We start from the raw sequence: 24713 nt of genomic DNA on the forward strand, positions 1-24713 counted from the left end.
AATCTTAATTTCCATAAAAAAATAACACGATAAGCCTATGAAAAGTAATACCTAAAGCCTGACATTCGATAAATCACACCGTAAAAGATCGCCACCATCACTCACTTGCTGCCAAAGCCACTTAATTAACTAAGATATCTTGATATGCGCGATGCCATTCACCACAAAGTAGCGTAATATCAGCTTTTTGTGTTGTGATAAAAATCACAAACGTTCTGCAAATTTTGCATTGAGCAGGTGGGAGAAGTAATAAATGTGATAATGAAGGGATTTTTATTAGCCAATGGCACGATTGCACCACAAAAGAACATTACGCCCTTTTATGGTGCAGTAAATTGCAGAATAAATGATTCGCGCCCTGAAATAACAGAATATTTAACCAAGCAGCCCAGGAAACAGAGATTTAATTCCGGCGACAATAAACTCAATCCCCAGCGCCATCAGCAGCAGCCCCATAATACGGGTGACGACGTTGATCCCTGTCTGCCCTAATACTTTCACCATCAGGGGGGCGGCACGAAACAGCAGCCAACAGCAGCCTGCAAACAGCGCAATGGCCAGGCTGAAACCGAGTAAATTTTGCCAGTTGTGGTAACGGGTGCTCCAGACAATGGTCGAACTGATGGCACCGGGACCGGCCATCAGGGGCAACGCCAGAGGCACCACGCCAATACTTTCACGAATGGCCGTTTCTGATTTCTCCTGTTTGTTCTGTTTATCTTCACCCAACTTACCGCTGATCATCGACATCGCAATGGTCATCACCAGAATGCCGCCCGCAATGCGGAACGAATCGATTGAGATACCAAACAGATGCAAGATGCCATCGCCGAGGAACAGTGCCGTCCAGAGAATTATCGCGACCGCAAGATTGGCGGTGAGGTTGGTTTTATTCCGTTCCGCCAGCCCCTGAAAGCGCGTCATACTGATAAAAACCGGGATGATGCCGATCGGGTTGACTAAGGCGAACAGCCCAATAAAAAACTTGATGTAGCCGGAGAGATCAAGCACGACAGTATTCAAAGACAACTCCCTGAGTAGTAGTGAAACGAACCGAAATCAGTCAGCCATTGTTAGCATAGCTTGCCCCGCTATTCAGCGCAGAATCGGCGGAAAAAAATCTGGAAACTTGCAACCCATCTTACCTAAAGGCGCTAGCTGAATGGTGTCAGCTTGCACAGAAATTGACCCAGATCATATTTTCTACCCGGATTCCGATCTACGCTATCCCCTGTCAGAGAGTCCTTTTCCTCCAACCTGGCTAAATGGTTTTCGTAAACAGGCCGTTGAACACCGGTTTACGAAAAAAATTTAACTTCTCGTCAGGAGATTATTATGACTGTCAGTAATGTCACTGAACTCAACACTCTGGTTGCCAGAGTGAAATCCGCTCAACAAACCTATGCCACTTTTAGCCAGGAACAGGTTGACCGCATTTTCCGCGCGGCAGCCCTCGCAGCGGCAGATGCACGCATCCCTCTCGCCAAACTGGCGGTAGCGGAATCCGGCATGGGCGTGGTGGAAGATAAAGTCATTAAAAACCACTTCGCCTCTGAGTACATCTACAACGCCTACAAAGATGAGCAGACCTGCGGCGTATTAGCCACCGACAGCGCGTTCGGCACCATGACCATCGCTGAGCCGGTAGGTCTGATTTGCGGTATCGTCCCGACAACCAACCCAACGTCAACCGCCATTTTCAAAGCGCTCATCAGCCTGAAAACACGCAACGGCATTATCTTCTCACCCCATCCACGGGCAAAAAACGCCACCAATGAAGCCGCTAACATCGTACTGAAAGCCGCTGTGGCGGCGGGCGCGCCGGCCGATATTATCGGCTGGATTGATACCCCCTCCGTTGAGCTCTCCAATGCCTTGATGCATCACCCCGATATCAATCTGATTCTCGCCACCGGCGGCCCCGGCATGGTGAAAGCCGCCTACAGCTCCGGTAAGCCAGCGATTGGCGTCGGTGCCGGTAATACGCCGGTCGTCATTGATGAAACCGCAGATATTAAACGTGCGGTAGCCTCAATCCTGATGTCGAAAACCTTTGATAACGGCGTAATCTGCGCCTCTGAGCAATCAGTGATTGTCACCGATACCGTGTATGCAGCGGTGCGGGAGCGCTTCGCCAGCCACGGCGCTTATCTGCTACAGGGGAAAGAACTGGCGGCAGTACAGGGATTAATCCTGAAAAACGGCGCACTGAATGCCGCGATTGTCGGCCAGTCTGCGCATGCCATCGCCGCGCTTGCCGGTATCAACGTCCCTGAGGATACTCGCATACTGATCGGCGAAGTGAGCCAGATTGATGAGTCTGAACCCTTTGCCCACGAAAAACTCTCGCCAACCCTTGCCATGTACCGCGCCAAAGATTTCCGCGATGCGGTGGCAAAAGCAGAACAGCTGGTGGCACTGGGCGGCATTGGTCATACATCCTGCCTTTACACCGATCAGGATAATCAAAAACCGCGCGTCAGCTATTTTGGTGAACGCATGAAAACGGCGCGCATCCTAATCAATACCCCTGCATCTCAGGGTGGGATCGGCGACCTGTATAACTTTAAACTCGCACCTTCTCTGACCCTGGGCTGTGGCTCATGGGGCGGAAACTCAATTTCTGAAAATGTCGGTCCAAAACACCTGATTAACCGGAAAACAGTCGCGATGCGAGCCGAAAATATGCTGTGGCATAAATTACCAAAATCCATCTACTTCCGTCGTGGTTGCCTGCCGTTAGCCCTGGAAGAACTGGCCGTAGATGGCGCAAAACGTGCATTTATCGTGACTGACCGCTTCCTGTTCAACAACGGCTATGCCGAGCAGGTGACGCAGGTATTAAAGCAGCACGGTGTTGAAACCGACATTTTCTTTGAGGTTGAAGCAGATCCAACCTTATCTACCGTACAGAAAGGTGCGGTTCAGATGCGCAGCTTCAAACCGGATGTGATCATCGCACTCGGCGGGGGATCGCCGATGGATGCGGCTAAAATCATGTGGGTGATGTATGAACACCCCACTACGGATTTCGCCGACCTTGCACTGCGCTTTATGGATATCCGTAAACGTATCTACCGCTTCCCGACTATGGGTGAGAAAGCCCGTTTTGTGGCCATTAGCACCACTTCCGGTACCGGTTCTGAAGTGACGCCTTTTGCCGTGGTCACTGATGACAAGACAGGCCTGAAATATCCGCTGGCAGACTACGCATTAACGCCAGACATGGCGATTGTCGATGCCAACCTGGTAATGGAGATGCCTCGTTCACTGTGCGCGTACGGTGGCATAGATGCGGTCACGCATGCACTGGAAGCCTACGTTTCCGTCCTGGCCAGTGAGTTCTCCGATGGTCAGGCCTTGCAGGCGCTGAAAATGTTGAAAGGGTATTTGCCTGCCAGTTATGCGTCAGGAGCACAGGATCCGGTCGCTCGCGAGAAGGTCCACAATGCCTCAACCATCGCTGGGATCGCTTTTGCGAATGCCTTCCTCGGCGTGTGTCACTCTATGGCGCATAAACTGGGGTCCGGTTTCCACTTAGCGCATGGCCTCTCAAATGCGCTGCTGCTGACCAACGTTATTCGCTACAACGCGAATGATAATCCGACCAAACAAACGGCCTTCAGTCAGTATGACCGTCCTCAGGCACGCCGCCGCTACGCTGAAATTGCCGATCACCTTGAGCTGTCTCAGCCAGGCGATAAAACCGCCCAAAAGATTGAACGTTTAATTGCCTGGCTGGAAGAACTGAAAACACAGTTAGGCATTCCCGCTTCGATTCGTGAGGCAGGCGTTAATGAAGCAGACTTCCTCGCGGCAGTGGATAAACTCGCCGAAGATGCGTTTGACGACCAATGTACCGGTGCTAACCCACGCTATCCGCTGATCAGTGAGTTACGTCAGGTGATGATCGACAGTTATTATGGCCGCCCATACGTTGAGCATGCAGTGACGGTAGCGGAAACTCCGGTTGAAGAAGAAGCCGTTATCCGGAAAGGTAAAACCGGGCAAAAACAGACGTCATAATTGCGTCTGAGTCTGATAATAAAAAAACCCGCCATTGCGCGGGTTTTTATCTGTTACTCCGACGCTTCCTGATGGTGGAAACCGTGGATAGCCTGAAGCGATCCCTCTTCAATCGCCTGCTTATAGTGTTTACGGCACACCGAGATATACCGCTCGTTGCCGCCAATCACCACCTGCTCGCCTTCGCTAAATGGCTTACCTGCGCTATCCAGCCTTAAAACCATACTGGCTTTACGTCCGCAGTGGCAAATCGTCTTCAATTCGACCAGTTTATCCGCCCATGCCAGCAAATATTGGCTACCACCAAATAACTCACCGCGAAAATCAGTACGCAGGCCATAGCACAATACCGGAATATCGAGTTTGTCCACCACATCAGAGAGCTGTCTGACCTGCTCTTTGGTTAAAAACTGGCACTCATCCACCAGCACGCAGTGGATAGGCTGCTCATGGTGCTGAGCGGCGATCTCTTGATCCAGGCACGTGTTGTCATTATATAGCGAGGCAGGGGCGCTAAGGCCGATACGCGAAGTCACACTGCCCGCCCCAAAGCGGTCATCAATTTCGGCAGTATAAATCAGGGTACGCATTCCGCGTTCCTGATAGTTCCATGAGGACTGCAACAAGGCAGTCGATTTACCTGCATTCATCGCAGAGTAATAAAAGTAGAGTTGGGCCATGAGTACTGCCTTTGAAGAACAATCAATCGCGAAGTGCCACAGTTTATCACAATCTCCTGCTTTCGCTGCGTAAAGCAGCATCTGTTTTGTACTTAACGCGTTCAAATCACATTACTTGAATAAGTAAGATGTATCTTTAATGTTTTTTACCGGCTGGTCAATTCCCCACTAAAATGCATGACTCACTTGGCTTGATGAAAATAGGATTCATGAAGTCGTACAGATATTTTAATTTTGTGCTTAATTTTCTATTGCAGTAATTTTTTTCGCCAACTATTATTAACCCGCACCTCACCTATTTATATTTATTCCGAGATCAAACAAATGAGCGAAGCACTTAAAAGCCTTAACAATATTCGTACACTGCGTGCCCAGGCAAGAGAGTTTTCACTGGAAACTCTGGAAGAAATGCTGGAGAAACTGGAAGTCGTAGTGACTGAACGCCGTGATGAAGAGTCACACGTGCAGGCTGAAAGTGAAGAGCGTCTGCGCAAACTGGCCCAGTATCGTGAAATGCTGCTGGCTGATGGCATTGATCCAAATGAACTGCTGAGCGCCTTGGGTGAAGTAAAAAATGCACCTAAAGCGAAACGCGCAGCTCGCCCGGCTAAATATCAATATGTTGATGAAAACGGCGAAACGCGTACCTGGACTGGCCAGGGTCGTACCCCCGCAGTGATTAAAAAAGCTATCGACGAACAGGGTAAACAGCTTGAGGATTTCCTGCTGTAATAAACCCGGCTTGTAGCAACTCGGATATCATTTCTATTTTTCACCAGGTAAAAGGAAGCTTTGCAGCTTCCTTTTTTATTGCTTTTACACGCCGTAATAATCGCGATACCAGTTCACGAATTGCTGTACACCGGTACTCACTGACGTTTGGGGTTTGAATCCTGTAATGTCAAACAATGCGCGGGTATCAGCACTGGTTTCAAGCACATCACCAGGCTGCATAGGTAACAGATTCTTCTCTGCTTTAAACCCTAATGCCTGTTCCAGCGCTTCGATATAACTCATCAAGGTCACGGGACTGCTGTTGCCAATATTATACACCCGATACGGCGCAGAGCTTGTCGCTGGTGTCCCCTGCTCCACCGTCCATGCGGGGTCGGCCTGCGGGATGACGTCTTGCACCCGCATAATCGCTTCTACAATATCGTCAATATAGGTGAAATCACGTTTCATCTGCCCGTGGTTGTAAACATCGATGGCCTCACCAGCCAACATCGCACGGGTAAACTTAAACAGTGCCATATCAGGTCTGCCCCATGGGCCATACACGGTGAAGAAGCGCAAGCCAGTGGTAGGCAGCTGATAGAGATGGGAATAGGTGTGGGACATTAACTCATTGGCTTTTTTCGTCGCTGCATACAGTGAAACAGGATGATCGACACTGTCCGCGGTTGAAAAAGGCATTTTACGGTTAAGGCCATAAACTGAACTGGAAGAGGCATACAGCAGATGTTCAATTTTATGGTGACGGCACCCCTCAAGAATATTGAGATGGCCAATCAGATTAGCATCCGCATAAGCGTGAGGATTCTCAATGGAATAGCGTACGCCAGCCTGAGCCGCGAGGTGTATTACGCGCTGAAAACTGTGCAGTTTAAACAGTGCAGCAATACCCTCGCGATCGGCCAGTTCGCACTTAGCAAAATGAAACTGGCCGTCTGATTTTAACAGGGAAAGACGTGATAACTTCAGGTTAACGTCGTAATAGTCATTCAGGTTGTCCAGACCAACAACCTGATGACCGGCGGCCAACAGGCGTTGGCAAACATGAAAACCAATAAAGCCTGCGGCACCGGTAACCAGAAATTTCATACTTCCCTCGTTAATTATACAATTTGTAAAGACGCTCCGCGGCCGATTGCATAATAAACGAAACCGCGTTTGCTGAGACGCTCCGGATCATACAGGTTACGACCATCAAAGATCACGGGTTCTTTCAAACCATTTTTAATGGTATCAAAGTCCGGCGCACGGAAATTCTGCCATTCCGTACAGATAACCAGTCCATCTGCGCCCTGCAGTGCAGCCTCTTTGGTTCCCATCAAGCGGAAATCATTGCGGTTGCCATAAACACGCTGAGCTTCATCCATCGCTTCTGGATCGTATGCCTGGACGGAAGCACCCGCTTCCCACAGCGCTTCGATCAGCACACGACTGGATGCTTCACGCATATCATCGGTATTCGGTTTAAACGCCAGTCCCCACAGCGCGAAGGTTTTACCACGCAGGTCATCACCGAAATGACGACGGATAAAACCAAACAGCTTATGCTTCTGGCTGTCGTTCACATCCTCTACCGCTTGCAGCAGACGTGGTTTATAGCCGATTGACTCCGCGGTGCGAATTAACGCCTGCACATCTTTCGGGAAGCATGAACCGCCGTAGCCACAGCCAGGATAGATAAAGCTGTAACCAATACGTGAATCCGATCCAATGCCCTGACGTACTTTCTCAACGTCTGCACCCAATTTTTCGGCCAGATTTGAGATTTCGTTCATGAAGCTGATCTTGGTCGCTAACATGCAGTTAGCCGCATACTTCGTCAGCTCCGCACTGCGGATATCCATCAAGATCATGCGATCGTGATTGCGGTTGAACGGTTCATACAGTTCACGCAGCAGATCAACCACTTCGTCGTTGTCGGTACCGACAACGATACGTTCCGGACGCATACAGTCAGTGACTGCTGCACCCTCTTTCAGAAACTCTGGGTTAGAAACAACGTCGAATGAGAGATCAACGCCACGGGCCTTAAGCGTTTCATTCATTACGGCACGCACTTTATCTGCAGTGCCTACCGGAACCGTGGATTTATCCAGAATCACTTTGTGATCCTGCATATGTTGCGCGATGGTACGCGCCACCGCAGTAACATATTTCAGATCGGCGGAGCCGTCTTCATCTGGCGGCGTTCCCACGGCGATAAACTGCATTACCCCGTGATTTACCCCGTCTTCCGCATTGGTGGAAAACTTCAGACGACCCGCTTCGTAGTTTGACATGACAAGTGGCGTCAAACCCGGTTCGAAAATTGGGATAATACCCTTTTTCAGGTTCTCTACTTTGGTTGCGTCGACATCAATACATAAGACATCATGCCCGACTTCGGCCAACACCGCCGCCTGAACCAGACCGACATAGCCGATACCAAATACAGTAACTTTCATTGAGCTATCCTGTGTTGATCAGTTATTTTTTGTTACCGACCGCGCTCTCAAGCCATTGAGAGAAGTCTTTACCCAGCACCGGATGGCGTACGCCATACTCGACGAATGCCTGCATGTAGCCCAGTTTGTTACCACAGTCATGGCTTACGCCAGTCAGGTGATAAGCTTCAACGGTCTCTTTTTCCATCAGCATGGCGATAGAATCCGTTAACTGCACTTCACCGCCTGCACCTGGAGGGGTTTTCGCCAGCAGAGGCCAGATATCTGCAGAGAGTACATAACGACCCACCACAGCAAGATTTGAAGGTGCTTCAGCTGCTTTAGGTTTTTCCACTACGCCGACCATCGGTGCGCTTTCACCTGCGTTCAGGCTGGCACCTTTGCAGTCCACCACGCCGTACGCGGTCACGTCCGCTACTGGCTCAACCATGATCTGGCTGCGGCCAGACTCTTCGTAACGGCTCAGCATCTGCGCCAGGTTGTCTTTGGTGAGATCAGATTCGTATTCATCGATGATCACGTCTGGCAGGATCACCGCAAACGGCTCATCACCCACTAATGGGTGGGCGCACATCACGGCATGACCCAGACCTTTAGCGATACCCTGACGTACCTGCATGATGGTGACATGCGGTGGGCAAATAGACTGGATTTCATCTAACAGCTGACGCTTAACGCGTTTTTCCAGCATCGCTTCCAGTTCAAAACTGGTGTCGAAGTGGTTTTCAATGGAGTTTTTAGACGAGTGCGTAACCAGAATAATTTCGTTAATTCCCGCTGCAATGCATTCGTTAACGACATACTGGATCAGTGGCTTATCAACCAGCGGCAACATCTCTTTTGGAATCGCTTTTGTAGCAGGCAACATACGGGTGCCCAAGCCAGCAACAGGGATTACCGCTTTCTTTACCTTGGATTTGAAGCCAGACATCAAGATACCTCTCTAATAGGCCGCTCAAGTTAATACTTGATAAGTCGGTTAAAAACGAAATGAGTATACATATACTCGTGCGTGGATTTATCCTGGAAGGGTTCAATCCGCTGAATTTAAGACAATTGCCTAAGTGTAAGGCTTAGAGTTGGCCCTGTCTTTAAGGTTCAGCGAATTAAAACTTATCTGCTTATTCTTCGCTCGAAAGCATCAACCGGAGACGCCCACCGGCTCCCCAAACGTGGCATTGCCAGCGCTCAGCCCGTTGGCTTATCTGATTTAGATAGGTATTACCTGTTGTTCCTAACGGAACACCGTTACTGAGTTGTATTTGATGGGATTGTATATCCAACGTCGCGTTTAAACCGGCAGAAACCAGAATCAGGTTTTTTAAACCACTATGGTAGTAGCCGACTAAAAGCGGGAACTGTCCGGTGAGATTCGCCTGTTTTAACAAGAGATTGACCTGGCGTAATAAACCGTTAAGTTCAGGCAAACGCTGTTTTTGCCCCGAAAGCTGCTCCTGCAACAGGCCGTTAAATAAGGCTCGTAGTAACAATGCCGCCAGTACACCGTTATCCCCGGCGCGAGTGACGTCCAGGCAGTAGAATGCCAGGTCATTATCGGACAGTGCAGCAATGTCCAGTACCAGACCGGGTTGTTCAGCCATCGTCAACTGGCGATAGTTAAAACGGCAATGCGCGACATTGAGCTGTACCGGCGGTTGTAATTGTTTGAGTAGCTTGGCTGCCGCAGGCGGATTGCTCACCAGTGCGTCCCAGTCCTGGAAAAGCTGTTCGTCCTCCTCAACTTTTGACGTGAACATCGACGGGTAGAGACATTCGAACACGGCCTCTCGAAAACGCTCAAGATTTTTAAGCGGTTTAAGTAACACATCCTGAACGCCCAAACGCAAAACATGGGCGATGTCTGCCATGTTCTCGGTGGCAGAAATGATGAGAATAGGCACACTGTTGCCGCTCATACGGATGTGCTCAACCAGTTTCCCGCCGTTCATCTGCGGCATTTCAAGGTCGCAAATGATTAAATCTGCGTTCTGCTTTTCCAGTAATGTGATGGCTTCCAGCCCATTTTCAGCCGGCATCGTTTTCGCCCCCAACGCCGTTAAAATACCTTCCAGCATTGAACGGAAAACGGCCTCGTCTTCAACAATTAGGATTGTTTTGCCGAGTAGTGGTTTTTCCATTCTCTCCCCCTGCGTACCAGATAGTTCAATAGTGGTTCATAAAACTGCATTGCGCCTTTAAGAATTGACTGAAGTAGGCCCAGTTTAGAAAAATGCCACTATCTGTCTCTGATCAGTGGTACCAGTTCATCCATTTGTTTCTCTACCGCTGCCCAACCTGCCGCGATGGCCTCATCTGCACGATGAAAATCCAGCGTCGAGATTTGTGGGCAAAACGGTTGAATAAGTACATCCGGAGGATCACCTGCCATCCGGTTGCGTTTTAATCGGTTTTCCAGCACCTGAATCGAGGTACTCATGATTTCCATCGCGCCGGGCGTCTGGCTTATGCGCCGCTGGCGCAGGCCCGTAATGCGCTGACGAATTTTTTTGCCCCAGCTCAGCGCCTCTGCGGCTGCGGCTTCTTCACTGCTTTGCGGGGTGACCGACAATAAATCCTGCTGCATCAAGTGCGCATCATGTTGTAAGTCCACTGCGATAACGATGTCAGCACCCAGCGCTCGGGTGAGCGAAACAGGCACCGGATTAACCACCGCACCGTCCACCAGCCAGTAACCGTTGTAACCGACCGGAGGGAGTAAGCCCGGCATGCTGCAGGATGCGCGTACCGCCTGGTGCAGTTCGCCTTCCGTCAGCCAGAGCTCGCGGCCAGTGCTGAGATTGGTCGCCACGACGCCAAACGGTTTGAGACTCTGTTCAAGCGTCTTTTCACCTATCAGCTGCCGCACATGGCTAAAAACACGTTCACCTCGCAAGAGTCCGCCGCGCTGCCAGGAAAAATCCATGAGACGGATGACATCCCAGTAACGAAAGGCCGTAACCCATTTTTCCATCACCGGCAAACGCTGATTAACGTATGCTGCCCCTACCAACGCACCCACTGAACAACCTGCCACCACATCGATCTGAATGCCTGCTTTTTCCAGCGCGTTGATTACGCCAATGTGCGCCCATCCTTTGGCGGCCCCTGAACCAAGAGCCAGTCCAATTTTTACCTGTCTCATTTCACCTCTGGTATTGGCGTCAATGCGTAGCATCGCCGAGCAGTGTCAGCTACCATAGCAACGTTTATGATTCGTCGTTATCACTCTCAGGAGATGAAGTGTCCCAGGAATGTCCTTGCTGCAGTGGTGAGCAGTATAGCTTATGTTGCGCACCCTATATTGACGGTACGCAAATTCCCGCCACGGCAGAACGCCTTATGCGTTCACGCTACACGGCCTATGTCCAGCAAAATGCTGCTTATCTGGTTGCCACCTGGCACCCTTCTCAACAACGGCCTGAACTCTTACAAGCCTTAACAGAGAGTTTTTCTGGTAGCGAATGGCTGGGCTTGAATGTAACCCGTTGTTTTGCCGGACTCCATGAGAATGAAGCATTTGTGACATTTTTTGCGAGATACCGCGAAAAAGCACAACTTCACCATCTGCATGAGTGTTCGCGCTTTGTCCGTGAGGATCAACGCTGGTACTATATCGACGGTACCGCGCCTGAGCTCGGCCGGAATGATCCCTGTCCCTGTGGCTCGGGGAAAAAATACAAAAAGTGCTGTAACTGAGCCTATTGTTATTTAAACAGTTACCACCCTTTTAATGCTTTGACAGGACTCTGATTGAGATGCAAGCGCAAACCATTCAACGAAAAGTTTTACGTACTATCTGCCCGGACGCAAAAGGCCTGATCGCCAAAATCACCAATATTTGTTACAAGCACGAGCTGAATATCGTGCAGAACAATGAGTTCGTCGATCACCGCACCGGGCGTTTTTTCATGCGCACAGAGCTGGAAGGGATTTTTAACGACAACACACTGCTGGCGGATCTCGACAGCGCACTGCCTACGGGTTCCGTGCGTGAATTGCAGAGTTCTGGTCGCCGCCGTGTCGTCATTCTGGTCACCAAAGAGGCGCACTGCCTGGGTGACCTGTTGATGAAAAGCGCGTTTGGCGGTCTGGATATGGAAATTGCCGCCGTCATTGGCAACCACGAAACCCTGCGCTCACTGGTTGAACGCTTCGATATTCCTTTCGAGCTGGTAAGCCATGAAGGGTTGACGCGAGAAGAACATGATAACCGCATGGCGGATGAAATTGACCGCTATCAGCCTGATTACGTGGTGTTGGCGAAATACATGCGCGTCCTGACGCCTGGTTTCGTTCAGCGCTTCCCCAATCAGATCATCAACATCCACCACTCGTTCTTACCTGCGTTCATTGGTGCGCGCCCTTACCATCAGGCCTATGAACGTGGTGTGAAGATCATTGGTGCTACCGCGCACTATGTGAATGATAACCTTGATGAAGGCCCGATCATTATGCAGGACGTGATCAACGTCGATCACAGCTATACCGCAGAAGAGATGATGCGCGCGGGTCGTGATGTTGAAAAAAACGTGTTGAGCCGCGCACTGGATAAAGTGCTGGGCCAGCGCGTCTTTGTGTACGGCAACCGCACTATCATCCTGTAATTGCCTGCTTCTGACGCTGCATTTGTGTGATAATGCAGCGTCACGGGCAAAAAAACGGCAAACGATTCATTTTTTCATTTTCAATGCTTTACACGCTTCCGGCATTTGGTATGATGCGCCCCGCCTTAAGGCACAAACATTCAGTAAGTGGGCGGGATTCCCGAGCGGCCAAAGGGAGCAGACTGTAAATCTGCCGTCATCGACTTCGAAGGTTCGAATCCTTCTCCCGCCACCATCTGAATCGGTTTGTTAACCCGGCAACACAATTAGCGCATTACCCTGGTGGGATTCCCGAGCGGCCAAAGGGAGCAGACTGTAAATCTGCCGTCATCGACTTCGAAGGTTCGAATCCTTCTCCCACCACCATTATCTTCCTGTTTTTATTTCTGCATTACTCCTCTAGCCTGCACAATTTTCACGCTGATTTTATCTGTCATGCGATATCACTATGGCAACGCCTTATTGCCGGTGTTAATGCTTAACTTCCGGTACAAAAGTCGTTACCATCCAGCGCTACCCCACTCACACAATGGGTCTTTCCATGAAATTTGTCTCCTTCAATATTAATGGCTTACGTGCTCGTCCGCATCAGCTAGCTGCCCTGGTTGAAAAGCATCAACCTGATGTTATCGGTTTGCAGGAAACCAAAGTCCATGATGATATGTTCCCACTCGAAGAGGTGGCAAAACTGGGCTATAACGTCTTCTACCACGGTCAGAAAGGCCATTATGGCGTTGCGCTGTTGACCAAAGCACAGCCGGTTGAAGTGCGTCGTGGTTTTGTTAATGATGATGAAGAGGCGCAACGTCGCATCATCATGGCAGAAATCCCCAGCCCTATCGGTAATATCATCGTCATTAACGGTTACTTCCCACAAGGCGAAAGCCGTGACCATCCGACCAAATTCCCGGCCAAAGCGAAGTTCTATCAGGATTTGCAAGCGCATCTGGAAACCCACCTCACCGCCGACCAGCCGGTGATGATCATGGGTGATATGAACATCAGCAGCACCGATTTGGATATCGGCATCGGTGAAGATAACCGCAAGCGTTGGTTACGCACCGGTAAATGTTCATTCCTGCCAGAAGAGCGTGAGTGGATGGACCGTCTGATGAACTGGGGTCTGGTGGATACCTGGCGCGCACGTAACCCGGAAGCAAACGACCAGTTCTCTTGGTTCGATTACCGCTCAAAAGGCTTTGATGATAATCGTGGTCTGCGTATCGATCTGCTGTTGGCTAGCCAACCGTTAGCAGCACATTGCATTGACAGTGGCATTGATTATGAACTGCGCGCAATGGAAAAACCTTCCGACCATGCGCCAATCTGGTCAACTTTTCAGTTTTAACTGAACTGCCGCGTGGCTCTCTGCCACGCGGTCAAACACCGGTAAGCCTCAGGCTGCCGGTTTTTTTTTGCGTCTGGTTCGGGATGCCGAACGCGATTTATCCGGCGCAGAAAGACCTCGCAGCCCCTGCATCGTCGGCTGTTGCCGTGCATGGACGATCAGGTCGGTCAGCACAGAGACCAGCGGCTGCATAAACTCATCATAGCGGCAATTTTTTTCACTGATGCGCGTCAGGGTCGACTCCCAGTGAGCGGTCATGTCGGGCCGTGCGGCCATTTCTGGCAGCGCATGAATCAGCGCCCGACCAGCCTCCGAAGCGTGGATATAGCGCCCCTTCTTCACCAGGAAAGTACGCCGGAACAGCAGTTCTATGATCCCGGCGCGCGTGGCTTCTGTACCTAATCCATCCGTAGCACGCAGCACCTTTTTAAGATCTTTATCTTGCACAAAACGCGCAATGCCCGTCATGGCTGACAGCAATGTGGCATCGGTAAAGGGGCGCGGTGGCTGAGTCTGTTTCGCCAGGACTTCCCCGCGCTCACACAGCAAGTTATCGCCTTTGGCCACCACCGGCAGTGGCATGCCATCGTTCTCTTCATCGCGTTCTTTGTTGCCTAACAGAGCACGCCAGCCTGCTTCGGCGAGGAAACGGGCTTTAGCAACAAATTTGCCGCCATTGATCTCCAGATCGATGCCACATTTGCGGAATACCGCATCCGGGCAGAACTGCATCAAATATTGCCGTGCAATCAGCTCATAGACCTGTTGTTCATTGCTGCTCAGTTTGACCGCGCTGCTACGGGCAGTGGGAATAATCGCGTGGTGCGCGTCCACTTTTTTATCATCCCAACAGCGGTTTCGCCGCTCAGGATCGAAGTCCGCCGGAGGGGTTAACGCGTTTTGGTGCACCTGAATCGCGTTCAGCACACTATGACGGCCAGCAAAATGTTCTTCCGGCAGGTAACGGCTATCGGAACGTGGATAGGTAATCAGTTTGTGGGTTTCATACAGGCGCTGACAGAGATCGAGCACCTCTTGCGCACTAAAGCCAAAACGTTTTGCGGCCTCGATTTGCAGACTAGAGAGTGAAAATGGCAGCGGTGCAGGCTCGGTTTCACGCTTATCGTTATAAGCGGTGACCAACGCCGGTTTGCCGCCAATTCGTTCTGCTACGTGATCGGCTAACGGTCGATGGAGCAAACGCCCTTCGTCATCCTGCCAGGGTTCACAGGCTTCACTCGGCACCCAGCTGGCAATAAAGCGCTGCTGTTCCGGGGTGACGATGTGGGCTTTCACCTCAAAATAGTCTTTGGGGATAAAGTTTTCAATTTCTTCATCGCGTCGCACCACCAGGCCCAGTACCGGGGTCTGGACGCGGCCCACCGAGAGCACGCCATTATACCCGGCATTTCGGCCGAGTAATGTCCAGGCACGGGTCATATTGATACCGTAGAGCCAGTCTGCCCGCGCACGCGCCAGCGCAGAAACGCACAGAGGGATGAAGTCGCGGTTGGAACGCAAACGCCCAATCGCCCGCTCAACCGCCTGGGGGTTGAGATCGTTGATCAGGCAACGCTGCACATTTTGCCGCTTCTCGGCGGGCAGTTGCAGGAAGTCCAGGACTTCGTCCACTAACAGCTGCCCCTCACGATCCGGGTCACCTGCATGCACCACTTCATGAGCCTGCGCCAGCAATCCCTCAATGACTTTCAGCTGTTTTGCTACAGAGGGCTTCGGCTGTAAACGCCACTTCTCAGGCACAATCGGCAGGTCGGCCAGCGACCAGCGGGCAAAACGCCCGTCATACGCTTCCGGCTGCGCTTGCTCCAGCAAATGGCCCACGCACCAGGTCACCACCTGATCGTTGCCACAGGCGATAAAACCATCGCCACGGCGATGGGGTTTCGGTAAAACATCGGCGATTGCACGCCCAAGGCTGGGTTTTTCAGCAATAAACAAACGCATCGGCCCTGGATTCTCCAACATAATGAGAGCTGACAACACAGCAGATGCGCTATGGTAGCCTGCCTTGGCTAAGGTGATAAGAGCACGCAGCGCGCTTCGCGATCTTTCGCACAGGAACTGTTCAACCGGTGGGGTAACCGGTTGAAAATGGCTAAAAAATCAGAAATAACTGATGAAAGGTGTGCTGTCCACAGGCAGTACAGTGGTACTGCTTTTCAACTGTGGAGTCCCCAGGTAGAGGAAACCAACAATCGCATCCTGCTCACGGCAACCAAAGGCAGCTTTTACTTTTGGATGATCCGTCCACGGGCCACTGCGCCAGATACCATTAAAGCCCTGAGCCTGCGCGGCCATCTGCATTGCCATCACGGCACAACCGGCAGAAACCACCTGCTCCCACTGCGGCACCTTAGGATGCTCAGTACAATGCGCAACGACGGTAATAATCAAAGGTGCGCGAAACGGTGACTGGCTGGCTTTCTCAATCGCTTTCTCATCCAGTTGCTGCTCGCGAGCCGCCTGCTCCAGCAACTGGCTGAAACGTTCACGGCCTTCATTCTCTACCAGAATAAAACGCCAAGGCTGAAGACCACCATGATCTGGCGCGCGTAAACCCGCCTGCAGGATATTTTCCAGCGCCTGTCCGGCAGGCGCCGGTTCTGCCAGGCGCGAAGCCGATCGGCGGTTTTTTAGTAATTCAAGGGCATCCATTTGCCTTCTCCATTGTCACTATTCAGGTTTTATCCTGGCACAGGCGGATTTTTTTTGTAACAGTCCGGTGTGATTTCCTGCTGACATTTCCCCTGCTGCTCTTTAGGATTAGGGCCGTTATGGAGAGCGTTTAACGCGCTCCGGTTGAGTGAATATGGAGAGTCTATGCGCACATTGTGGCGAATAATCGCAGGCCTGTTTCGCGGGATCTGGCGAGTATTGAATTTTATCCGGGAATTTATCCTCAATCTGTTCCTGATCGTGCTGATTTTGGTCGGGGTCGGGATTTGGCTACAGGTGAGTAGCGGCAACAAAGAAGCGGCGGCACAGGTACAACAGGGCGCGCTGAAACTCGATCTCAGCGGCGTCATTGTTGATAAGCCATCGGTCAGCAACCGTCTGAGTCGTTTGGGACGCTCACTGCTGGGCACCAACAGCGACCGTTTACAGGAAAACTCACTGTTTGACCTCGTTGATGCCATTCGTCAGGCAAAAGGGGATAAAAACATCACCGGTATCGTGCTGGATCTGCGTAATTTTGCCGGTGGTGATCAGCCTTCGCTGCAATACGTGGGGAAAGCCCTGCGCGAGTTTCGTGACAGCGGCAAACCGGTGTACGCGCTGGGTGACAGCTATAGCCAGGCGCAATACTACCTCGCGAGCTTCGCTAACAAAATTTACCTCTCCCCGCAGGGCACGGTAGATCTGCACGGTTTTGCCACCAATGGCCTGTACTTCAAAGCCTTGCTGGATAAACTGCAAGTGACCTCACACGTTTTCCGCGTCGGCACCTATAAATCTGCCGTGGAACCGTTCCTGCGTGATGATATGTCTCCTGCCGCGCGCGATGCCGATAGCCGCTGGATTGGCCAGTTATGGCAGAACTATCTCAACACCGTCTCAGCGAACCGCCAGATTACCCCAGAGCAAGTGTTCCCTGGCGCACAGGGGATGTTAACTCTGCTGCAAACCCTGCAGGGTGATACGGCGAAGTATGCCTTGCAGAGCAAGTTGGTTGATGAACTCGCAAGCCGCGCGGCGGCCGATCAACAGATGGTGAAAACCTTTGGTTGGGATAAGCAAACCAATGACTATCGCAGCGTCAGCATCTATGACTACACCCTCAAGCAGCCGCCCTCCACTGACAGTGGCAACATCGCAGTGATCCTCGCAAGCGGTGCCATCATGGACGGTGAAGAAACGCCAGGCAACGTTGGCGGCGATACCACTGCCGCACAAATTCGTGCCGCGCGTCTCGATCCGAAAATCAAGGCGATTATCCTGCGCGTGAATAGCCCAGGGGGCAGCGTTAGCGCTTCCGAAGCCATTCGTGAAGAGTTACAAGCCGCACATGCAGCCGGTAAGCCGGTGGTTATCTCCATGGGCGGTATGGCCGCTTCTGGTGGCTACTGGATCTCAACGCCAGGTGATTATCTCATCGCCAGCCCAACTACCTTAACCGGCTCGATTGGTATCTTCGGTGTCATTAATACGGTGGAGAATACGTTGAGCAGCATTGGCGTGCATACTGATGGCGTCGCAACCTCGCCGCTGGCGGATGTTGCCACGACCAAGGCACTGCCACCGGAAGTTCAGCAGTTAATGCAGCTCACCATTGAGAACGGCTATCACAACTTTGTCGGTCTGGTGGCCGCTTCACGCCATAAAACCCCAGAGCAAATTGATGCTATCGCACAGGGCCACGTCTGGACCGGTGCTGACGCGAAAGCCAACGGGCTGGTTGATGCCTTGGGTGACTTCGATGACGCCGTGAAAAAAGCGGCTGAGCTCGCTAAAGTCGCGCAGCCACAGCTGAAATGGTATCAGGATGAGCCGGGTCTGGTGGACCTGCTGCTCGGACAGATGGATGCCTCCGTGCGCGCGGTCGTGCCTGATACGCTGAAAGCGATGCTGCCTGCGCCGATGCTGGATGTGATGAGCGCGCTGAAATCACAACCGGGTCTGTTAGATAACCTGAATGATCCACAAAACCGCTATGCCTTCTGCCTGAACTGCGGCGAAGTGCGATAAAGCTCGCAGCCCGAACGTTGTTCGGGCTGCTTTTCCCCGCCATACCCCTTATACTGCGCTTTTTACGGCAAGCCCGAGTTTATAATGCAAAAAAAGAAAATCTACGTAGCCTACACTGGCGGTACGATCGGCATGCAGCGTTCTGCACAGGGCTATATCCCTGTTTCCGGTCACTTACAGCAACAAGTCGCAGCGATGCCTGAGTTCCATCGTCCAGAGATGCCTGAGTTCACGATCCACGAATATCAGCCATTAATGGACTCCTCTGATATGACTCCAAAGGACTGGCAATCGATTGCTGACGATATTCAGCAAAATTACGATGCCTATGACGGTTTCGTCATTTTGCACGGCACCGACACCATGGCATTTACTGCCTCTGCCCTCTCCTTCATGCTGGAGAATCTGGCGAAACCGGTGATCGTCACGGGTTCACAAATCCCGCTTGCTGAACTGCGTTCAGACGGTCAGCAAAACTTGCTGAACTCGCTGTATGTCGCGGCGAATTACCCGATTAATGAAGTGTCACTGTTCTTTAACAACACGCTGTTCCGGGGTAACCGTACCACCAAAGCCCATGCAGATGGCTTTAACGCGTTTGCTTCACCGAATCTTAGCCCGCTGCTGGAAGCTGGCATCCATATTCGCCGCCTGAATACCCCGCCGGCCCCACAGGGGTCTGGGGCACTGGTGGTGAATACCATCACGCCACAGCCGATTGGTGTCGTGACCATTTACCCGGGCATTTCTGCGGATGTGGTGCGTAACTTCCTGCGCCAGCCGGTCAAAGCACTGATTTTACGCTCTTACGGCGTGGGCAATGCCCCGCAAAACGCCGAGTTCCTCGCGGAACTGCACGAGGCGCATGAGCGTGGGATCGTGGTGGTAAACCTGACCCAATGTATCTCCGGTAAGGTCAACATGGGTGGCTACGCCACCGGTAATGCGCTGGAACATGCAGGCGTAATCAGTGGCTTTGATTTAACGGTTGAAGCAGCGCTAACCAAGCTGCACTTCCTGTTGAGCCAAGACCTTTCCAGCGAGCAGATTCGTGATCTGATGCAGCAGAACCTGCGTGGCGAACTGACGAACGAGTGAAGTGGAGCGGAACCTATGAAGCGGGCACTCATTATCATTGATATACAAAACGATTTCTGCCCAGGCGGGCCGATGGCCGTCAAGGAAGGCGATCTGACTGTTAACGTAGCAAACCGCTATGCACGAGAGTTCCGTCGAAAAGGTGAATATGTTCTGGCGTTACAGGACTGGCATCCTGCCAATCATGGCAGTTTCGCTTCAGTTTCTGGCGAGCCTGTTTATACGCTGGGCGAGTTAAATGGACTGGCACAGATTTGGTGGCCAGACCATGGTGTACAAGGGTCGGTGGGGGCAGATTTGCATCCCGATCTGGATCGTAGTCTGATTGATGCGCTGTTCTACAAAGGTCAGGACATTGATGTCGACAGTTACAGTGCCTTCTTCGATAACGGCCATCGTCGTAAAACCGAGCTGGATAGCTGGCTGCGGGAACGCGATGTGACCGATTTAGTGGTGTTAGGCATTGCTACCGATTACTGCGTGAAGTATACGGTGCTGGACGCACTGGAGCTGGGATACAACGTTGAAGTCGTGGTAGAGGGCTGTCGCGGCGTTAACCTGAACCCGGATGATAGTACCATCGCACTGTCACAAATGGCGGCACAGGGCGCTGTGATGATCTAAACACAACAGGCGGTAGATGCTACCGCCTGTCTTCCCGCTTAGTGCAGATTGATCCGCGTCACTTCCGGCTCGATGCCGAACTCTTCTTTCAGTTGCTTCTTACTTTTCATCACCATCTGACCGTCAGTACCCACCGTCATATGCTGAGGATCCTCGTTGTTACGTGCCTGCCATAACAGAACGAGCTGAAGGCAATGCTCACGCTGTTCCGGCGTTAACGCCACACCATCAGGCCATTTGCCGGTTTCCACTGCCGTCGCCAGGCGCTGATACACTTCTGGCGTCATGGCTTCAATCATCGCTGCCAATTCCTGCTTCATGCATTAGCCCTTAATTTCGCTGCCCTGCTGGTCGGTAAAGCTGAGCGAGGCTGAATTGACACAGTAGCGTTCACCCGTAGGCCCTGGGCCATCCGGGAAGACATGACCGAGGTGCGCATCACAGCTACCGCAACGGATCTCAATGCGGTGCATTCCGTGTGTCATCTTCCAGATAGCGGATCGCATCATCGTTTACCGGCTGATAAAAGCTTGGCCAGCCGCAGCCTGATTCGTATTTGGTTTCAGAAAGGAACAACGGTGCTGCACAAACCAGACAATGATAGATACCCGCGTCTTTATTGTGTAACAACGCACCGGTAAAAGGGGGTTCTGTACCGCGATGTTGCGTGACATAGCGTTGCATCTCACTTAACTCTGCAAGCTTTGCCTCGAAGGTAGTGTCTTTGGCCATAAACGAGTCCGGGGGGTGTTATTCTGAAAATTCAGCTACTATTTTAACAAACATGCAGTATTCGTGGGTCTTTTTTCGTGCGCTCAGTCGCTCTGCGCCCTCTGTCGTTAAGAATTGTGATTACGATCACCTTTTATCTCTGCCATCTCTTTAAACTTCGGCGGTCAGCAAAAACAAAGGCCGGTTGCCAGCCTGACGCAAGCGTTTGCGTAGGGAATAATTCCTACGCCAGGAATTGATGCTGAACAACAATTGACACGATTCCGCTTGACGCCTGGCAAGGTTTTTGTAATTTTACTGCCAACCTTTTATTCACTGACAAACAGCTGGTGGAATATATGACTATCAAAGTAGGTATCAACGGTTTTGGCCGTATCGGTCGCATCGTTTTCCGTGCTGCGCAGCAGCGTCAAGACATCGAAATCGTTGCAATCAACGATCTGCTGGACGCTGAATACATGGCGTACATGCTGAAATATGACTCTACTCATGGTCGTTTCGACGGCACCGTAGAAGTTCAGGATGGCGCACTGGTGGTTAACGGTAAAAAAATCCGTGTTACCTCTGAACGTGATCCTGCCAACCTGAAATGGGACGAAGCCGGTGTTGATGTGGTTGCTGAAGCAACCGGTATCTTCCTGACCGACGAAACTGCCCGTAAACACATTCAGGCCGGTGCTAAGAAAGTTGTTCTGACTGGTCCATCTAAAGATGCGACCCCAATGTTTGTTCGTGGTGCAAACTTCGACAAATACGAAGGCCAGGATATCGTTTCTAACGCCTCTTGCACCACTAACTGCCTGGCACCACTGGCTAAAGTGATCAACGACAACTTCGGTATCGTTGAAGGTCTGATGACCACTGTTCACGCAACTACCGCTACCCAGAAAACCGTTGATGGCCCGTCTCACAAAGACTGGCGCGGCGGCCGTGGCGCAGCTCAGAACATCATCCCATCTTCTACTGGTGCTGCTAAGGCCGTGGGTGTGGTGCTGCCAGAGCTGAAAGGCAAGCTGACCGGTATGGCGTTCCGCGTTCCTACCCCGAACGTCTCTGTGGTTGACCTGACTGTGCGTCTGGAAAAAGCCGCGACTTTCGAGCAGATCGTTGCAGCTGTTAAGAAAGCCGCTGCGGGCGACATGAAAGACGTGCTGGGCTGGACCGAAGATGAAGTGGTTTCTACCGACTTCAACGGCGAAGTACTGACTTCTGTGTTCGACGTTAAAGCGTCTATCGCACTGAACGATAACTTTGTGAAACTGGTTTCATGGTATGACAACGAAACGGGTTACTCCAACAAAGTTCTCGACCTGATTGCACTGGTTGCTGCGAAGTAATTTCGCCACAACATAGCAACGATAAGGGCGACTTCGGTCGCCTTTTTTATTGCCTTAACCACGGAGGTTTTATGCACGACACGCTATTTTCTTTACCGGTAGTGAAGCAAATCTCCCCCTATCTTTCACTTCGGCAAAAAGATGAGCTGCCGCTATTAATCATTAACCACCCTTTGGTACGCGCTGCGATTGCGACTCAGGGCGCTCATCTCCTCGCCTGGCAGCCCGCGGGCGAAAAGCCGGTGCTGTGGCTGAGCGAAAAGACGCCATTCCAGAGCGGAAAAGCCTTACGCGGCGGAGTCCCCATCTGTTGGCCATGGTTTGGCCCGGCAGGAAATCCGGCTCATGGCTTTGCCCGCACACAAACCTGGACCCTGTCGGCACATAACGCGGACGAAAAAGGCGTGATGCTGACCTTCGTGCTGGAGTCGAATGCACAAACGCAGAAGTTATGGCCACATGAATTTACCCTGATCGCGCGGTTCCGCCTGGGTCAACACTGTGAGATTGAGCTGGAAGCCCACGGCGAGTTTTCTGCCACCGCCGCGCTGCACAGCTATTTTAACGTCGCAGATATTAAGCAGGTTGAGGTCAGTGGACTGGGTCCGCATTTTATTGACAAGGTCAACGCGGATGCTGAGGGGCAAAGCGAGGGCAAACAGCGTTACCCTGGGCGAATCGACCGTATATTTACCCAGCCTGCCGACTGCTCAGTGATCCACGATGGTGCAGGCGCACGTGCTATTGAAATTTATCATCACTATCAAAGTGATGTTGTTACCTGGAATCCAGGGCCAGAGCTCTCTTGCAGCATGGCGGATATGAGCAACGATGGCTATAAAACCATGGTGTGCGTAGAAACGGCGCGTATCCATGAACCGCTGATCAGTGCAGCTGAACGCCCTGCCCGACTGGCAAGCACGTTCAGACTGCGCACTGATAAAACTTAAACGACATCAAGCGTGAGCTTATGCTGTGGCGGCGGGAAAGCCTGATTCAGGGCCATCAGCACCTCGTCATGCAAGGTGACTTCCAATGCCGCAGCATTGTCGCGCACATGTGCCACCGAACTGGCTTTTGGAATGGCAATCACCCCGTCGCGACGGATCGCCCAGGCCAGTAGCAACTGCGCCACGCTGATATTCAGCTGCTGCGCCGATTCCACAACCAGCGGATGACTAAACAACGTTTGGCGGAGTCGGCCCGCCTGCGCCAGTGGGCAGTAGGCCATGATCGGGATCTCGCGCTGCTGGCAATCTGGCAACAGATCGTATTCGATGCCTCGCGAGGCCAGATGGTAAAGCACCTGGTTAGTCGCACAACCAGTGCCGCCAGGTTCCTGCCACAGCTCTTCCAGATCATCGACGTCAAAGTTCGATACCCCCCAATGGCGAATTTTCCCCTGCTGCTGGAGTAGTTCCATGGCACGAATCGTCTCCTCTAACGGAATATTACCGCGCCAGTGAAGCAGGTAGAGATCCAGCCGGTCGGTATTAAGGCGACGTAAACTACGTTCACAGGCCTCAACGGCATCGACTTCACTGGCATTCCACGGATACACCTTGGAGACTAAAAATGCCCGATCGCGACGCCCGCGTAGTGCCTCTCCAACCACCTCTTCCGCACCGCCGTCAGCATACATTTCAGCAGTGTCGATAACACGCAGTCCCTGTTCCAGTCCAGCCTGTAAGGCACTCACCTCTTGTTGCCGTAAGCCCGGATCATCGCCCATAAACCAGGTGCCCTGACCGATGGCGGGTAACGGCATTTCTCCGGGAAAAATGACTGACTTTGTCACAATGCTCTCCTGCACAATTTTGGTGCCCTGTTTTGGGGTGTCACAGAATTACCCCCCATAATGGTGCATGCTCAATCACAAAATAGGCTTTCCCCTGAGTGTTAACCTTTGCGACAGGTTAAACAAAATGGCACTCAGGGGGATGACAACAATATGGCATACGCGTTAAGTTTGAATTGCTTCACAATTTATTCACGCCATAAATATAACAATGTTCATAAGGTCTGAAGCAACACCTTTGTCAGACTTTCTCTCCCAGGCCAAGGTGCCGCTGGAGGTGCCCCATTTGAGGCAGATTTCATCGTGAACTTTTGCGCTTCGCTAATGCCGTTATCAGACTTTGTTATTGATTAATCGCTAAATGATCGACAATCGCAGAGAAAATTTCTTCAATGCCATCTACAGTTAGAAGTAAGACGAGTAAGCAGTACGAGCAGAGTAACCATAAGAATTGTGTATCTGGATAAAAACATCAGGTTGGCATGAGGGTTGCTGTACTCATTAAGAGAATATCTTCCGGGAGCTGCACGAGCATTGTAATTACGCTCCTTTACCTGTGCTAAAAACGAAAGGACGGGCA

Annotated in this window: 21 protein-coding genes, 2 tRNA genes and 1 pseudogene; 12 read left to right on the plus strand and 12 right to left on the minus strand. The window is 51.6% G+C overall.

Going from position 1 to position 24713, the window contains the following annotated elements:
• Positions 1–375: 375 nt before the first annotated feature.
• The gene (locus B880_RS0105060) at positions 376–1023 is read right to left on the minus strand and encodes a YchE family NAAT transporter (protein WP_017346294.1); all 648 of its coding nucleotides are present in this window, start codon (positions 1021–1023) and stop codon (positions 376–378) included.
• Between the two features lie 312 nt (positions 1024–1335).
• Here B880_RS0105060 and adhE point away from each other — a divergent pair, with 312 nt between their 5' ends.
• Positions 1336–4026 (plus strand): bifunctional acetaldehyde-CoA/alcohol dehydrogenase, encoded by a 2691-nt coding sequence (adhE, locus tag B880_RS0105065; RefSeq protein ID WP_017346295.1) that lies wholly within the window; start codon positions 1336–1338, stop codon positions 4024–4026.
• 53 nt (positions 4027–4079) lie between these two features.
• Here adhE and tdk read toward each other — a convergent pair whose 3' ends face one another.
• Positions 4080–4706: a thymidine kinase gene (gene tdk, locus B880_RS0105070; protein ID WP_017346296.1), complete on the minus strand. Its 627-nt coding sequence runs from the start codon at positions 4704–4706 to the stop codon at positions 4080–4082.
• Between the two features lie 324 nt (positions 4707–5030).
• Between tdk and hns the strand changes: the two genes are divergently transcribed.
• The gene (hns, locus tag B880_RS0105075) at positions 5031–5438 is read left to right on the plus strand and encodes a histone-like nucleoid-structuring protein H-NS (protein WP_017346297.1); all 408 of its coding nucleotides are present in this window, start codon (positions 5031–5033) and stop codon (positions 5436–5438) included.
• 84 nt (positions 5439–5522) lie between these two features.
• Here hns and B880_RS0105080 read toward each other — a convergent pair whose 3' ends face one another.
• The 5 genes from B880_RS0105080 to rssA all read right to left on the minus strand — a co-directional run bounded on the left by B880_RS0105080 (position 5523) and on the right by rssA (position 11027).
• On the minus strand, positions 5523–6530 hold the full coding sequence (locus tag B880_RS0105080) for an NAD-dependent epimerase (RefSeq protein ID WP_017346298.1): 1008 nt from the start codon (positions 6528–6530) through the stop codon (positions 5523–5525).
• A gap of 14 nt (positions 6531–6544) precedes the next feature.
• Positions 6545–7885, minus strand: a complete 1341-nt coding sequence (locus B880_RS0105085) for a UDP-glucose dehydrogenase family protein (protein ID WP_017346299.1) — start codon at positions 7883–7885, stop codon at positions 6545–6547.
• Positions 7886–7907: 22 nt separating this feature from the next.
• On the minus strand, positions 7908–8816 hold the full coding sequence (galU, locus tag B880_RS0105090; RefSeq protein ID WP_017346300.1) for a UTP--glucose-1-phosphate uridylyltransferase GalU: 909 nt from the start codon (positions 8814–8816) through the stop codon (positions 7908–7910).
• A gap of 190 nt (positions 8817–9006) precedes the next feature.
• A complete protein-coding gene (rssB, locus tag B880_RS0105095; RefSeq protein ID WP_017346301.1) occupies positions 9007–10023 on the minus strand; it encodes a two-component system response regulator RssB in 1017 nt (338 codons plus the stop codon).
• 98 nt (positions 10024–10121) lie between these two features.
• The gene (gene rssA, locus B880_RS0105100) at positions 10122–11027 is read right to left on the minus strand and encodes a patatin-like phospholipase RssA (protein ID WP_017346302.1); all 906 of its coding nucleotides are present in this window, start codon (positions 11025–11027) and stop codon (positions 10122–10124) included.
• A 98-nt stretch (positions 11028–11125) separates the two neighbouring features.
• Between rssA and B880_RS0105105 the strand changes: the two genes are divergently transcribed.
• The 5 genes from B880_RS0105105 (at position 11126) to xthA (ending at position 13837) form a co-directional block, all read left to right on the plus strand.
• Positions 11126–11581 carry a YchJ family protein gene (locus tag B880_RS0105105; protein ID WP_026042430.1) on the plus strand — a complete coding sequence of 152 codons (456 nt, stop codon included), beginning with the start codon at positions 11126–11128 and terminating at the stop codon, positions 11579–11581.
• Between the two features lie 59 nt (positions 11582–11640).
• Positions 11641–12489 (plus strand): formyltetrahydrofolate deformylase, encoded by an 849-nt coding sequence (gene purU / locus B880_RS0105110; RefSeq protein ID WP_017346304.1) that lies wholly within the window; start codon positions 11641–11643, stop codon positions 12487–12489.
• Between the two features lie 150 nt (positions 12490–12639).
• A tRNA-Tyr gene (locus B880_RS0105115) sits at positions 12640–12724 on the plus strand.
• A gap of 46 nt (positions 12725–12770) precedes the next feature.
• Positions 12771–12855 (plus strand) — tRNA-Tyr (locus B880_RS0105120).
• 175 nt (positions 12856–13030) lie between these two features.
• The gene (xthA, locus tag B880_RS0105125) at positions 13031–13837 is read left to right on the plus strand and encodes an exodeoxyribonuclease III (protein ID WP_017346305.1); all 807 of its coding nucleotides are present in this window, start codon (positions 13031–13033) and stop codon (positions 13835–13837) included.
• A gap of 48 nt (positions 13838–13885) precedes the next feature.
• On the opposite strand, the gene B880_RS0105130 is transcribed toward xthA, so the two are convergent.
• Both B880_RS0105130 and B880_RS0105135 read right to left on the minus strand, forming a co-directional pair.
• Positions 13886–15802, minus strand: coding sequence for a DNA topoisomerase III (locus B880_RS0105130; RefSeq protein WP_017346306.1), 1917 nt, complete (start codon positions 15800–15802; stop codon positions 13886–13888).
• Positions 15803–15961: 159 nt separating this feature from the next.
• Complete coding sequence (locus B880_RS0105135; RefSeq protein WP_017346307.1) at positions 15962–16513, minus strand: NAD(P)H nitroreductase; 552 nt, start codon at positions 16511–16513, stop codon at positions 15962–15964.
• A 165-nt stretch (positions 16514–16678) separates the two neighbouring features.
• Here B880_RS0105135 and sppA point away from each other — a divergent pair, with 165 nt between their 5' ends.
• The 3 genes from sppA (at position 16679) to pncA (ending at position 20266) form a co-directional block, all read left to right on the plus strand.
• Positions 16679–18544 (plus strand): signal peptide peptidase SppA, encoded by a 1866-nt coding sequence (gene sppA, locus B880_RS0105140; protein ID WP_017346308.1) that lies wholly within the window; start codon positions 16679–16681, stop codon positions 18542–18544.
• An 84-nt stretch (positions 18545–18628) separates the two neighbouring features.
• The gene (gene ansA, locus B880_RS0105145; RefSeq protein WP_017346309.1) at positions 18629–19642 is read left to right on the plus strand and encodes an asparaginase; all 1014 of its coding nucleotides are present in this window, start codon (positions 18629–18631) and stop codon (positions 19640–19642) included.
• 15 nt (positions 19643–19657) lie between these two features.
• Entirely contained in the window at positions 19658–20266 is a 609-nt protein-coding gene (pncA, locus tag B880_RS0105150; RefSeq protein WP_017346310.1) for a bifunctional nicotinamidase/pyrazinamidase, read from the plus strand.
• Between the two features lie 38 nt (positions 20267–20304).
• Here pncA and B880_RS0105155 read toward each other — a convergent pair whose 3' ends face one another.
• Together B880_RS0105155 and msrB are read right to left on the minus strand one after the other, a co-directional pair.
• Entirely contained in the window at positions 20305–20586 is a 282-nt protein-coding gene (locus tag B880_RS0105155) for a YeaC family protein (protein WP_026042431.1), read from the minus strand.
• 3 nt (positions 20587–20589) lie between these two features.
• A pseudogene (gene msrB / locus B880_RS24740) lies at positions 20590–20998 on the minus strand (peptide-methionine (R)-S-oxide reductase MsrB).
• Between the two features lie 338 nt (positions 20999–21336).
• On the opposite strand from msrB, the gene gapA reads away from it, so the two are divergent.
• Together gapA and B880_RS0105170 are read left to right on the plus strand one after the other, a co-directional pair.
• Positions 21337–22335, plus strand: coding sequence for a glyceraldehyde-3-phosphate dehydrogenase (gene gapA / locus B880_RS0105165; RefSeq protein ID WP_017346312.1), 999 nt, complete (start codon positions 21337–21339; stop codon positions 22333–22335).
• 71 nt (positions 22336–22406) lie between these two features.
• A complete protein-coding gene (locus B880_RS0105170) occupies positions 22407–23285 on the plus strand; it encodes a D-hexose-6-phosphate mutarotase (RefSeq protein ID WP_017346313.1) in 879 nt (292 codons plus the stop codon).
• Here B880_RS0105170 and B880_RS0105175 read toward each other — a convergent pair.
• Positions 23282–24103 (minus strand): aldo/keto reductase, encoded by an 822-nt coding sequence (locus B880_RS0105175; protein ID WP_017346314.1) that lies wholly within the window; start codon positions 24101–24103, stop codon positions 23282–23284. The genes B880_RS0105170 and B880_RS0105175 overlap by 4 nt on opposite strands.
• Positions 24104–24713 lie beyond the last annotated feature (610 nt).

This window comes from Pantoea sp. A4, assembly GCF_000295955.2.
Lineage (GTDB): Bacteria > Pseudomonadota > Gammaproteobacteria > Enterobacterales > Enterobacteriaceae > Pantoea > Pantoea multigeneris.